Here is a 13,226-nt window from a genome sequence, read left to right on the forward strand (position 1 = left end):
AAAATCCTATCACAAATACATGATAGGATTTTCAATATAGTAGAAAAAACAAGCTTATTTTTTACTCCACTCCGCAATGCTGTCTTTGTTCATTTTTACATAATCTGCATTACCGGCTTTTTCAGCAGCATCTAAAGAAACTTTAGCCGTTTCGATAGCTCCTTTTTTATCGCCTAATTTTGCTTGAATTTGAGATTTTAAACGAGTATACCAAAATGGCGTCCCTTTTGCAGCGGTCATTTCAGTAGCTTTGTTCATATAGTCTAAAGCTGTTTTCATGTCGCCGTTAGATTGAAAATAATATTGAGCAGCTGAAAAATAATCTGATGCAGCAGGACCTGCTAAAGCTTTGTTGATATTATCCAAAGCTAATTTTTTTGTAGGCACTTCAAACTTGATAGCGGCCAACGTTTTTTCCCAAGAAATTTCTAAATGAGCAAAATCATTATCCACATTGTTCAACGCAATAGTGAATGTTTCAATATGTCGGTTTAACATTTCCGGTTTTACATTCGTTTTTAAAGCTACTTTTGCTTCATCCCAGTTTTGTGGTGTTCCCCAATTTTCAGTATCTGTATAAAAAACAACTTCCCAATTATCTGCTTTTGGAGTAACAAAAATGGCATACTTTCCTTTTTTTAAGGTCGTTCCACCAATCACAACATCGTCACTAAAAGTAATCATCGAATTTTGATTGGCTCCGGTACGCCATAATTTTCCAAAAGGTACCAAATCCCCAAAAATGGTTCTACCTTTTGCACTCGGTCTACCATAATCAATCTCAACATTTGTTAACCCAACAAGTTGTTCAAAATTTGCTCTCGGACTTGGAGCCGGAGTTTTTACTTGTGCTTCCATTGAAATTGAAGCCACTAAAAACAATGCTGCGAATACTATTTTTTTCATTTTTAAATTAGTTTAGTTATTCTTCAAAATTACAATTTCGTAAGTTCTTACTATGTTAAAGAAACCATAAAACAATTTATTTTGTTTAACTTTTATAAATTAACATTAAACATTTATTATCTTTACAAAAAAAATATCATGAAAATTTATAGGCTGCATACCCAACAAAATTTACCCATTACTTTAGACGAAGCTTGGGAATTTTTATCCAGTCCCAAAAACTTAAAAACCATCACACCTGATTATATGGGATTTAATATTTTGAGTGGTGCAGAAAAAGAAATGTATCCCGGACAAATCATTCAATATATTGTTACTCCGGTTTTAGGCATCCCAACCAAATGGGTAACAGAAATTACGCATGTTAAAGACAAAGCCTATTTTGTGGATGAACAACGATTTGGACCTTATGCTTTGTGGCATCACAAACATTTTTTAAAAGAAATTCCGGGTGGTGTTGAAATGGAAGACATCGTTGATTATAAACTTCCAATGGGAATTTTAGGCCAAATGGTTCATCCGATATTGGTTAAACCAAAACTGAATGAAATATTTGCTTACAGACAGAAAAAACTAATTGAACTTTTTGGAGAATATAAAGGATAATATGAAAAACATACTTTTAATCGGTGGTTCCTACGGTATAGGTTTAGCCATCGCAAAAGAATTACAATTTGAAAGCAACATTTATATTGCTTCACGAACCAATGATCAAATTTCAGATTTGAAAGTCACACACATTCCTTTTGATGCTACTTCTGACACTTTAGATGTTTCGCAACTTCCATCTACAATTGATGGCTTGGTTTATTGTCCGGGCAGCATCAATCTCAGACCGTTTAAAGGCATCAAACCCGAAACTTTTGAAAGCGATTTGCATATCAATTTTATCAGTTTGGTGAAAGTCATTCAATCGGTTTTACCTAATTTAACCGCTTCGGAACAATCGAGTATCGTTATGTTCAGTAGTGTAGCTGCTTCAATGGGAATGCCATTTCACACCAGTGTAGCCGCCGCAAAAGGAGCCATTGAAGGTTTTGCAAAAGCATTAGCTGCTGAATATGCTCCGAAGATTAGGGTAAATGTCATTGCACCATCGTTAACCGAAACGCCACTTGCTGATAAATTTTTGAATAATGAGGTGAAAAAAGAAAAATCATCAGAACGGCATCCGTTAAAACGATTCGGTCAACCCGAAGATTTGGCTCAAATGGCTCAGTTTTTATTGAGTGATAAAAGCACTTGGATTACAGGACAGATTTTCCATGTGGATGGCGGGATGTCAACTTTGCTAATTTAGTTTAAGATTGTTTAAAATGGTTTAAATTTGTTTAAAGCTGTTTTTGATTTTTTAGATTTTTAGATTTTTTTATATGACTATTTTTTGGTTTCGAAGAGATTTACGTTTAGACGATAATATCGGACTTTTTCATGCTTTAAACAGCGATGAAGAAGTGCTACCTATTTTTATTTTTGATGAACATATTTTATCCCAATTACCAAAAGACGATGCTCGGGTAACGTTTATTCATGAACTGCTTTCAAATCTACAGAAACAATTAGAAGAAAAAGGAAAATCGCTGGCTGTTTTTCATGGAAACCCTTTTGATGTATTTCAAAAACTACTTATTGAAAATAAAATTTCAGCCGTTTATACCAATCATGATTATGAACCTTATGCTCGCAAAAGAGACAAGGAAATCTATCAATTATTTAAAGAGCATGCTATCGAATTTAAAACGAGTAAAGACCAAGTTATTTTTGAAAAAAGTGAAGTGGTAAAAGATGATGGATTGCCTTATGTAGTCTATACTCCCTATTCCAGAAAGTGGAAAGAAAAGTTTAAAACGATTCAATTAGTTACTTATGATTCTGAAAAAAAGTTGGACAAAATTGTCAAGCACTACTACCCTTTCTTGAGTTTGAATGACATCGGATTTGAGGCTTCCAAAATTAAAGTTTCGCCTTATGATATTTCAGATAAATTAATTTCGAATTACGAAGCTACTCGAAATTTCCCGGCTGTTTCAGGCACGTCTATGTTGGGAGCTTATCTTCGATTTGGAGCAGTTTCTATCCGAAAAATGGTAGCCAAAGCAATCGAATCTAAAAACGAAACCTTTTGGAATGAATTAATTTGGCGGGAGTTTTTTATGCAAATTCTTTGGCATTTTCCGCATACTATTAACAGAAGTTTCAAAGAAAAATACGATGCTATTCAATGGAATAACAACGAAGACGATTTTAAAAACTGGTGCGAAGGCAAAACCGGATATCCGATGGTAGATGCCGGAATGCGTGAATTGAATGCCACCGGGCAGATGCACAATCGTGTGCGAATGGTAGTAGCCAGTTTTTTATGCAAACACCTATTAATCGAGTGGCGTTGGGGCGAAACCTATTTTGCTCAAAAACTCTTTGATTACGAACAAGCGAGCAATGTTGGTAATTGGCAATGGGCTGCCGGTTCCGGAGTAGATGCTGCTCCGTACTTTCGAATTTTTAATCCAACAGAACAAATCAAAAAATTTGACAAAGATTGGAAATATATTAAAAAATGGGTTCCTGAAGTCGAAACAGCTGCTTATCCAAAACCAATCGTAGACCATAAAGATGCTCGCGAGCGTTGTTTGCGAGTTTACAAAGAAGCGGTTGGCTAAAACTTAAAAGAAAAAATCACAATGAAAATTGTTTGGTTCAAAAGAGATTTGCGATTAACCGACCATGAAGCACTCTTTCGAGCTTTGGAATCGCAGGAGCAAACGCTATTACTCTACATTTTTGAACCTTCACTCTTAAAAGACCATCATTACAGTCAGCGTCATTTTGATTTTATCAAACAATCGTTGGAAGAACTTCAAAATCAATTAAAACCTTTTCAAACTCAAATTTTAATTATTGAAAGTGAAGTAGTCGAAGCGTTTGAAAAAATCAATCAAATTCAACCCATTTCGACTATTTATTCCCACCAAGAAACAGGAATACAACTCACTTTTGAACGAGATAAAGCGGTGGCTTCCTTTTGTGAAAAACACAAAATCGTTTGGAATGAATACATCACCAACGGCGTAAAACGAGGATTATCCAATAGAGCTACATGGAAAGACGATTGGTGTGAATTTATGGATTTGGACCCATTTTCATTTCAACCCACATCAAATTCATTTTTGTCTCCAGATGATTTTGAAAAAATTAGTTCCATTTTCAAACTTGTTTCATTAACTACTTCCAAAAACACCCCTTTTCAAAAAGGAGGCACCTCAACCGGAATGCGGTATTTAAAATCATTTTTGGAGGAAAGAGTTACAAATTACAGCAAACACATTTCTAAGCCGGAATTAAGTCGCCTAAGTTGCAGTAGAATTTCACCTTACATTGCTTGGGGAAATTTATCGATGCGACAAGTGTGTCAATTGGCATTACAATTCAGAGATAAGAAAAAAAATGTGCGTCAAATAGATAATTTTGCTTCACGATTACGATGGCAAGCCCATTTTATTCAAAAATTTGAAATGGAATGTCATATGGAATTTATTGCTGTAAACAAAGGCTATCGCAATCTTAACCAAACTATAATTCCGGAATTTCATCAAGCTTGGGTTGAAGGAAAAACAGGCGTTCCTTTAGTGGATGCTTGCATGCGATGTTTGAACACAACCGGTTATTTAAACTTTAGAATGCGAGCTTTGGTGGTTTCCTTTTATACGCATCATTTATTTCAACCGTGGCAAAATTGTAGTCCGCATCTGGCTCAACAATTTCTTGATTTTGAACCGGGAATTCATTATCCGCAAATTCAAATGCAAGCCGGAGTGACCGGAATCAATACGTTGCGGGTTTATAATCCGGTAAAAAACTCATATGAACATGATCCGGAAGGAATTTTTATCAAAAAATGGGTTCCTGAATTGGCCTCCATTCCGTCTGCATTTGTGCATGAACCCTGGAAACTAACTCCAATCGAGCAAATGCTGTATGATTTTGAAATCGGAAGTGATTATCCGTTTCCGATTGTCAATTTAGAGGAAGCTAGGCGATTCTCCAGTGACTTTTTCTGGTCGATGCGAAAAGAAAAAGCAGTAAAAAAAGACAGTATTCGAATCTTAGATAAACATACGCTTCCTGATAGAACTGCTTAAATTTTGATTAGTTCTATATCTAATTTAAAATAAAATTTCGAACCCAAATTATTAAGTCTATTAATTATCAAAGCACTGAATACTTCACTAATTTAGCAACCAATTTTAACTTAACAACATGTCAACATTTCACAATAAAATTGTTCTAATAACCGGTGGAGCATCAGGTATTGGTAAATTAATGGCTTTATTAGCATTAAAGAAAGGAGCAAAAGTCATTATTTGGGACATTAATAAAGAAAAAATAGATGAAACCATTGCGGAATATCAATCGTTTGGAGAAATAAAAGGATACTGTTTAGATATAACAGATTTGTTTGCTGTTAAAAAAACTGCTGATGAATTAAAAAAAAAACCATGGAAGCGTTTCTATTTTGATTAATAATGCGGGAACTGTTGTGGGTCATTCTTTTCATCAGCACACGCATGAAGACATTGACCTAACCATGGCTCTCAATGCAAATGCACCGATGCATATTACTCTAGAATTTTTAGACGACATGTTGACACAAAATTCAGGGCACATTTGTACGATTGCCTCCTCAGCAGGACTCATTTCAAATCCAAAAATGTCGGTCTATGTTGCCAGTAAATGGTCTGCCATAGGTTGGTCTGACAGTTTGCGTCTGGAAATGAAACTGTTGAAAAAAAATATCCGTGTTACTACTGTTACTCCTTACTACATTAGTACCGGTATGTTTGACGGCATAAAATCCATTGTTCCGATTCTAAAACCGGAAAAAGTTGCTCGACAAATTATTCGCGGAATTGAACAAAACAAACTTTTTGTAAGTATGCCATGGAGCGTTGGTTTTGTTCGTTTTTTTCAAGGTTTGTTGCCTATTCGAGTTTTTGATTGGTTGGTAGGCGATGTAATGGGTGTCTATTCAGCGATGGAACATTTTAAAGGTAGAAAATAATTACCTCTTGCCCATTAACATAAATTGGGAAAGTTTCATTTTAAAAATACTATCTTTAAAGAAATCTAATAGATAAATTATGAAAAAAAGTGTAATCATGTTAAGTTTAATGGCAACAGTTGTTGTTATTTCTTGCGTAAAAAAAGAAGAAAAACCGGCTGATACAATAATTATCGAGCAACAAGCACCTCCTGCTCAAACCACCGAAGAAAAAAATGGCACTTCACTAGAAGTAACCAAAGACGGTGTTAAGTTTGAAACTAAAGATGGTGATAAAAGCACCTCTGTTAAAGTTGAAGGCGGAAATTAATATCCTATAACAATTCCCTTCCTTTTGGAGGGGAATTTTATTTAATGTTCAGAATTCTCTCAAAATTCAATTCCCTAAAGTGACTTATCACTTGATCAGCCAGACTATAATCCTGTAGTTTAGAATTCACACTATCATAACCAATACAATAAATTTCAGCCGCTTTTGCAGCTAAAATTCCGTTGGTACTATCTTCAATTACAATACAATTTCTTACCGGTGTTTTGGCTAATTCCGCTGCTTTCAAAAAAATAGCCGGATGCGGTTTTGATTTTGGAAAATCTTCCCCTGAAACTTTGTATGTAAAAAAGTTATCCAAATTAAAGCGATTGAAAATTCGCTGTATAGTAACGTTTGCAGAAGAAGAAGCCAACACCATTTGCATTCCGTTTTGATGTAACTCATTGATTAAATCTTCTACTCCATCCAATAAAAACAAATCTTCCTTTTGATCAAAGGCATCGTTGAATAAGTTTCGCTTGGTTTCTACTAAAGTTTGAATATCTTCTTTCAAATTGTAAATTCCCTTCAAACGTTCATAAATATTTTTGGTAGAATTGCCAGTAAACGAAGCATACATTTCAGGTGAAACGTCAATATTTAATTGTTTAAAATGTTGTTGATAGGCAAAATGATGCACCGGTTCGGTGTCAACGATTACGCCATCCATGTCGAAAATTACGGTTTGTATCATTTTTTGAGGTTCTGAGAGACTAAGGAGCTAAGGGACTAAGGTTTTAAATTTTACTATCCTCAGTACCTTAGTCCCTCAGTACCTTAGAGCCTTTTTTTTTATCTCTTCAACAAATACTTCACCACAGTCTCAGCCGCATGCAATCCAAACAAACAAGGCATCCAACTGTTGGTTCCGTAGAATGATTTTTTGAAGTTTTTGCCGTCAGTCATTTTTAGGCTGGATTCGTCTTGAATTTCGGAAGAGAAAACGACTTTTAGTTTGTCTATTTTTACTTCTTTCAATCTTCTTTTCATTGTTTTGGCAAGGTAACAGTTTTCGGAATTATTAATGTCGGTTACTTTCACTTTTGAAGCGTCCATTTTTCCACCGGCACCCATACTTGAGATTATCTTTACACGTTTGCGTTTTGCGGCTATTATCAAATTTAATTTGGGTGTGATGCTGTCAATGCAATCCAAAACGTAATCAAAATTTTCAGAAACGACTTCAAAAGCTCGTTCAGGAGATAAAAATTCCTCCAATCGAATCAGGTTTAATTCAGGATTGATATCCATCAAACGATCGCCTACTATATGTACTTTTGGCAATCCAACTGTAGAATGCAAGGCTGGTAATTGACGATTGATATTGGTAATATCCACCACATCGCCATCCACAATGGTCATGTTCCCTACTCCGGCACGGGCGAGGAATTCGGCCGCAAATGAACCTACACCGCCTAAGCCAACTACGAGTACGTTAGCGTTTTTTAAATTGTTTAATCCTTCGGTTTTAAATAAGAGCTCCGCTCGTTCTTGCCATTTAGTCATATTCTGTTGTCGGTTGTCGGTTATCCGTTATCAGTTGTCGGTTGTCACAAATTGCGTAAAAAAACTTTTTCAAAATTTGTTTTTACGATTGACTTTATTTCTTCAACTTCTGTGTTTTTATAGTTTGCTGCTAACGCATAAACTTCTTCTAACGATTCATCCACGGTGTCGGTTTCTAGAAAAAATTTATCATTTGGTACGGATTGAAAAACCGATTTTAACTCCGGATTTCGCAATAAATATTTCCCGAACGAAAGATAAAATCCGTTGTCTAAAAGTTGTTTTGCAGTTTGTTCGTTTTTAGAAAATCCGTGAATAATCATGGGAACTGTAACGTTTTGTTCTTTTTTGATTTGGATGATTTCCTGAAAAGCAGCAACGCAGTGCAAAACTAATGGTTTTTGGTGTTTTTCTGCAATTAAAATTTGAGGTTTGAAGATTTTTTTTTGAATTTCAATCGGAATTTCGATTCGTTTATCGAGTCCACATTCGCCTAAAGCGAGACAATTCTCTAGAGCTAATTTTTGGTCAATAATTTCTAAATCAGAGGACAACCTGCTTTCATCACTATACCAAGGATGAATACCGATAGAATAAAATGGGATTGTTTCATCAAATTCCCAAGGGTATTGATTGACCAATTCAAGAATGTCTTCTTGGTTGGTGAATTGGTGTGTATGAAGGTTGAAGAGTTTTGGCACAACAAAAAAATTACTTCTTAAACGCCTTTACCCCTGCTTTTATTTCCGTTTTTAAATCATTTTCTTTTGGAACGATTGGGCAGGAATAGACTTCGTTGTAGGCACAATAGGGATTATAAGCTTGATTGAAATCAACTGTCCAATTCTTTCCTTTTTGGATTTCGAGGTCGATGTAACGACCACCACCATAACTTTCTACACCGGAAGTGTAATCGGTGAAAGGAAGAAACAAACTGTTTTTGTAACCCGGCTTTTTAGCAAATTCAACATTCTGATAGACATTTAGTTGACAAGGAATCCCGTCGATTTTAAAATGGAGTTCACCGTATTTGACATAAATTGGTTTTCGTGAAGTGGTAGTTTTCATTTCAAACGGTTTTTCCTTTTTAGTTCGGATGAATTTGGCTTGCACAAAATAGTTTTCATTGATTGGAAAAAATTCTAATTCTTTAAAAAAAGCCAGATCTTTTTTCTTGAGCGGACTTTTGGCAGAATCTCCATAATGCTCATTCATCTTTTTTTGAAATTGAATAACGGAATCGCGTTCAAATTTTTGTTGCGAAAAAGCAAGTTGTGTAAACAGGAATAGAAATAGTATTTTTTTCATTTTTTTATAGTCTAATTGCTAATTACTCTTTTACAAAAACTTTATACGTCCAAGGAGCCATTGAAAAAGTTGTATCTTCATTGAATGTTATCATTTCCTGCGTTGTAAAATCCCGATAAGTCCCGTGATATAAATCCTCTTTTAAAGTAACATTTTGAGTATTCGCAGAAAAATTAAAGACACAAAAAACTTTATCTTTCTCATTTTGTCTCACAAAACTAAACACTTCTTTTTCATTTGTGTTGGGTACTTTTATCATCAATGCACCCCAATCGGCATGCCATAAAGCCGTATTTTTTTTCATTAAAGCAAATAATTTTTTATACAAATCTCCTATCGGATGTGGTTTCCAAACGATTGGGTCTTTTTCAAAAAAGGCTAACCGCTTAGGTTCTCCGGCTTCTTGACCGTTATAAATCAAAGGCATTCCGTCACCAACAACTGAAAGTACAATCGCAGCTTCCACACCGTCACCAAATTGTTCCCACATGGTGCCTTCCCAGGCATTTTTATCGTGGTTGCTCACAAAAGTCATTCGAATACTGTTATCAGGAAAGAAACTTTCATTCCAAGAATAATAAATATAGAGTTCATTAACATCGGCTTGCCCTTTGCAAATTTTATGTAATTTTTCGTTCCAACTCCAAGCGTAAGTCATGTCGAATGCGTGGGCATGCATGTCACGAGATTCCCATTCGGCCAACATAAATACAGGTTTAATCGCGTCTAATTCTGTTCTTAGATTATCCCAAAAATCGATAGGAACAAATCCGGCAACATCACATCGATACCCATCAATATCGGCTTCTTTGACCCAATATTTCATGGCTTCGGTCATGTATTTACGTAATTCCGGTTTGCTGTAATCCAAATCAATAATATCATCCCAATCCCACCATGGCGTAGGTCTGAAGTTCCCTTTATAATCTCGTTTGTACCATTCCGGATGTTCGTTTACCAAATTATTATCCCAAGCAGTATGGTTAGCTACCCAATCTAAAATGACATACATTCCAAGTTCATGTGCTTCTTTTACAAAGGCTTTTAAATCGTCTAAGGTTCCAAATTCAGGGTTCACCCCATAATAATCTTTTACGGAATAGGGACTCCCTAAGGTTCCTTTTCGATTTTTTTCACCAATCGGATTGATTGGCATAAGCCAAATGATATCAATACCCATTTCTCTTAATCGGGGTAATTCTTTTTGAGCGGCCCGAAATGTTCCTTCTTCAGAAAATTGTCGTGTATTTAATTGATAAATAGCAGCATTCTTAGACCATTCTGGATGTTTCACTTGCACATATTCTTTTGGAATATATCGATCTTCTGAAGCTATTTCGGTTTTTTTTGTTTCTGTGGAATTACATCCCAGTACTAATCCGGCAATGAAAATTGAAGTAAAAAATTGAAGTGTTTTCATTTAGAACAAAAAATTTGATTTTGAGTGTATAAATATAATTAAAAAGAGCTTTATCATTTTAATTGAAATGAAATTCATTATTTAAAATCCTTTTCTTTATGCCATAATTCCTTAGCCCGGATAGCAGTGGAAAGCCTTTGCAGGATTCTTGTATTTTTTCTTAGCAAAAAAAGCGACCAATCCCGATAGCTATCGGAAGCTCTTTTTTTGCTGTAGAAAAAAACAACAATACAAAAAAGCTTGGAACGAATAGCCGGAATAGCTTCAAATTTTGATATGCATTTAGTGTTTTAAACACGCCCAACTTTGTACCTTTGCAGGGTTCAACTTTGCCCAATGCTCAAAACTGCTTTTTCAAGATATATCAATTCTTTTCGTGGATTTACGAGAGAAATTTGGATTTTAACTCTTGTTACTTTTATTAACAGAGCGGGTACAATGGTGTTGCCGTTTTTAACTAAGTATTTGAATGAAGATTTAGAATTTAGTTATTCGGATGTGGGAACAATTATGGTGTTTTTTGGTTTGGGTTCAATGTTAGGTTCCTATTTGGGTGGAAAACTGACGGACAGCATTGGCTTTTATAAGGTAATGATTTTCAGTTTATTTGTGAGTGGTTTGTTGTTTTTTGGACTGCAATATGTGACCTCGTTTTATGGATTGTGCATCGCGATGTTTGTGATTATGACCATTGCAGATATGTTTCGACCGGCGATGTTTGTTTCACTAGGTGCATATGCTAAGCCAGAAAACCGTACGAGAGCCCTAACTTTAGTGAGATTAGCAGTCAACTTAGGTTTTGCGGCCGGTCCTGCCATGGGTGGATTGATAATTATGAATATTGGTTATCACGGTTTGTTTTGGGTGGATGGTGCTTCGTGTATTCTAGCCATTTCTATCTTTTGGTTGTTGGTCAAAGAAAAGAAAAAAACAATTGAAGAAAATGCCGTTTCAGAAAGTGTTGCGGTAAAATCGGTTTACAGCGACCGTCCTTTTTGGGTATTTTTATTAGTGATTTTTATCACAGGAATGGTCTTTTTTCAGTTGTTTACCACGCTTCCACTCTATCATCAAAAGGCATATGGTTTAACCGAATTTCAAACCGGATTACTCTTGACACTCAATGGTTTTTTGGTCTTTTTGTTGGAAATGCCCATAGTGAATTATTTTGACCGCAAGAAAGTGAATAAGGTAAAATTAGTTTTAGTTGGGTCATTGTTCATGGCTTTGGGATTTTATGTCCTTCTACTAAATGTATGGGCCGGCATTTTAGTCATCAACGTTTTATTTTTGACTTTTGGAGAAATTTTTGCTTTCCCATTTTCTAATTCTTTTGCATTAGGTCGTGCTCCACGCGGACAGGAAGGTCGTTATATGGCTTTTTATTCGATGAGTTTCAGTTTGGCTCACATCATGAGTTCTAAAACAGGAATGAATATTTTTGATCATTTTGGCTATTTAACTAACTGGGTTGTAATGGGGACTTTGGGAATGGTTGCTGTTGCGTGTTCTTTTTGGGTGATGAAAATGGTTAGAGAGGAATAGGTTTGAAGGTTGCGGGTTACGGGTTGGCTTACTAGAACACAAAACTTCAATCTTCAATCTTCCATCTCCCTAAAACTTAATTTTTAGTTAAATAACTATTTTTATAGTTGTGTAACTAAAAAAATAGTTGTAGGTTTGTTTTAAACTTTACAATTATGCAAAAACTAACCAATAAAGAAGAAGAAATTATGCACATTTTATGGAGGCTGGAAAAAGCGTTCGTAAAAGACGTAATGGCTGAAATTAAAGAAGATCAACCGCATTACAACACCCTATCGACCATCATACGGAATTTGGAGGAGAAAGGATATGTTTCTCATCAAGCCTATGGAAACACGCATCAGTACTTTCCTATCATTAGTATGGAAAAGTACCGCAAGACATTTATGAATACAGCGATTGAGTATTATTTTAACAACTCGTATAAGAGTATGGTTTCATTTTTTGCAGAAGAAGAAAAAATTTCTGCCGAAGAACTCAGAGAGATTTTAGCGATCATCGAAAAAAAGAAATAGTATGGAAAATTGGATGATCTACTTCGCTAAAGTTAACGGATTACTGGTTGTATTCTATTTGATGTATGTTCTGTTTTTAAGAAAAGAAACCTTTTTTACATCCAATCGTTGGTATTTAATTTTGGGATTGATTTCTTCGTTCGTTTTGCCATTGATAACATTTACAAAAACCGTTTGGGTGGAATCTAAGCCGGCAATTTTTGAAGAAATGTCAAATTATCAAACGGTTTTAATTGAAAATGTAACTGAAGTTGAAAAAGCTTTCAATTGGAACGAAATATTAATTGCATTTTATTCAATTATTACAATTATTGTTTTGTTGAAAATAGGTTTTGAAATTGCTTCTTTCTTTAGAAATATCAAAAATCAGGAAAGAAAAAAAGAAGAGCATTTTACATTGATAAATTCCTCTAAAACAGACAATCCATTTTCGTTTTTTAGTTATATCGTTGTGAATCAGCAACAATTTTCTGAAGAAGAATTACATCATATTCTCATTCACGAATCCATACATGTGAAACAAAAACATTCTTTTGATGTTATATTTTCAAGAATTATCTGTGCCATTTTATGGATAAATCCTGCGGTTTGGTTGTACAGAAAAGCAATCATTCAGAACTTGGAATTCATCGCGAGTATGCTCAATAAACTGTGTCA

At 35.0% G+C, this 13,226-nt stretch carries 16 protein-coding genes; 10 read left to right on the forward strand and 6 right to left on the reverse strand.

Annotated elements, in window-relative coordinates; translation table 11 throughout:
• Window positions 1–54: 54 nt before the first annotated feature.
• Window positions 55–906, reverse strand: a complete 852-nt coding sequence (locus B3L86_RS10220) for a DUF2911 domain-containing protein (RefSeq protein WP_291118508.1) — start codon at window positions 904–906, stop codon at window positions 55–57.
• Between the two features lie 138 nt (window positions 907–1,044).
• On the opposite strand from B3L86_RS10220, the gene B3L86_RS10225 reads away from it, so the two are divergent.
• From B3L86_RS10225 to B3L86_RS10255, 7 genes are all read left to right on the forward strand, one after another.
• A complete protein-coding gene (locus B3L86_RS10225; protein WP_291118511.1) occupies window positions 1,045–1,512 on the forward strand; it encodes an SRPBCC family protein in 468 nt (155 codons plus the stop codon).
• Between the two features lies 1 nt (window position 1,513).
• Window positions 1,514–2,206, forward strand: a complete 693-nt coding sequence (locus B3L86_RS10230) for an SDR family NAD(P)-dependent oxidoreductase (protein WP_291118514.1) — start codon at window positions 1,514–1,516, stop codon at window positions 2,204–2,206.
• A gap of 73 nt (window positions 2,207–2,279) precedes the next feature.
• The gene (locus B3L86_RS10235) at window positions 2,280–3,566 is read left to right on the forward strand and encodes a cryptochrome/photolyase family protein (RefSeq protein ID WP_291118517.1); all 1,287 of its coding nucleotides are present in this window, start codon (window positions 2,280–2,282) and stop codon (window positions 3,564–3,566) included.
• 21 nt (window positions 3,567–3,587) lie between these two features.
• On the forward strand, window positions 3,588–5,045 hold the full coding sequence (locus B3L86_RS10240; protein ID WP_291118520.1) for a cryptochrome/deoxyribodipyrimidine photo-lyase family protein: 1,458 nt from the start codon (window positions 3,588–3,590) through the stop codon (window positions 5,043–5,045).
• Window positions 5,046–5,163: 118 nt separating this feature from the next.
• Window positions 5,164–5,427, forward strand: coding sequence for an SDR family NAD(P)-dependent oxidoreductase (locus B3L86_RS10245; protein WP_291118524.1), 264 nt, complete (start codon window positions 5,164–5,166; stop codon window positions 5,425–5,427).
• Window positions 5,420–5,965: an SDR family NAD(P)-dependent oxidoreductase gene (locus B3L86_RS10250; protein WP_291118527.1), complete on the forward strand. Its 546-nt coding sequence runs from the start codon at window positions 5,420–5,422 to the stop codon at window positions 5,963–5,965. The genes B3L86_RS10245 and B3L86_RS10250 overlap by 8 nt, the downstream gene beginning before the upstream one ends.
• A 79-nt stretch (window positions 5,966–6,044) precedes the next feature.
• Window positions 6,045–6,275, forward strand: coding sequence for a hypothetical protein (locus B3L86_RS10255; RefSeq protein ID WP_291118530.1), 231 nt, complete (start codon window positions 6,045–6,047; stop codon window positions 6,273–6,275).
• Between the two features lie 37 nt (window positions 6,276–6,312).
• Here the strand turns inward: B3L86_RS10255 and B3L86_RS10260 are convergent, their stop codons facing one another.
• From B3L86_RS10260 to B3L86_RS10280, 5 genes are all read right to left on the reverse strand, one after another.
• A complete protein-coding gene (locus B3L86_RS10260) occupies window positions 6,313–6,969 on the reverse strand; it encodes an HAD family hydrolase (RefSeq protein ID WP_291118533.1) in 657 nt (218 codons plus the stop codon).
• Window positions 6,970–7,067: 98 nt separating this feature from the next.
• On the reverse strand, window positions 7,068–7,781 hold the full coding sequence (locus B3L86_RS10265; RefSeq protein ID WP_291118535.1) for a tRNA threonylcarbamoyladenosine dehydratase: 714 nt from the start codon (window positions 7,779–7,781) through the stop codon (window positions 7,068–7,070).
• 44 nt (window positions 7,782–7,825) lie between these two features.
• On the reverse strand, window positions 7,826–8,482 hold the full coding sequence (locus tag B3L86_RS10270) for a TatD family hydrolase (protein ID WP_291118538.1): 657 nt from the start codon (window positions 8,480–8,482) through the stop codon (window positions 7,826–7,828).
• 10 nt (window positions 8,483–8,492) lie between these two features.
• Window positions 8,493–9,089, reverse strand: a complete 597-nt coding sequence (locus B3L86_RS10275; RefSeq protein WP_291118541.1) for a DUF1684 domain-containing protein — start codon at window positions 9,087–9,089, stop codon at window positions 8,493–8,495.
• 22 nt (window positions 9,090–9,111) lie between these two features.
• Window positions 9,112–10,509, reverse strand: a complete 1,398-nt coding sequence (locus B3L86_RS10280; RefSeq protein WP_291118544.1) for an alpha-amylase family glycosyl hydrolase — start codon at window positions 10,507–10,509, stop codon at window positions 9,112–9,114.
• A gap of 336 nt (window positions 10,510–10,845) precedes the next feature.
• Between B3L86_RS10280 and B3L86_RS10285 the strand changes: the two genes are divergently transcribed.
• The 3 genes from B3L86_RS10285 to B3L86_RS10295 all read left to right on the forward strand — a co-directional run.
• Window positions 10,846–12,054 (forward strand): MDR family MFS transporter, encoded by a 1,209-nt coding sequence (locus B3L86_RS10285; protein ID WP_291118547.1) that lies wholly within the window; start codon window positions 10,846–10,848, stop codon window positions 12,052–12,054.
• 155 nt (window positions 12,055–12,209) lie between these two features.
• Entirely contained in the window at window positions 12,210–12,569 is a 360-nt protein-coding gene (locus B3L86_RS10290; protein WP_291118550.1) for a BlaI/MecI/CopY family transcriptional regulator, read from the forward strand.
• Between the two features lies 1 nt (window position 12,570).
• On the forward strand, window positions 12,571–13,226 hold a 656-nt coding region (locus B3L86_RS10295), incomplete at its 3' end, for a M56 family metallopeptidase (RefSeq protein WP_291118553.1).

It is taken from the genome of Flavobacterium sp. UBA6135 (genome assembly GCF_002428305.1).
GTDB lineage: Bacteria > Bacteroidota > Bacteroidia > Flavobacteriales > Flavobacteriaceae > Flavobacterium.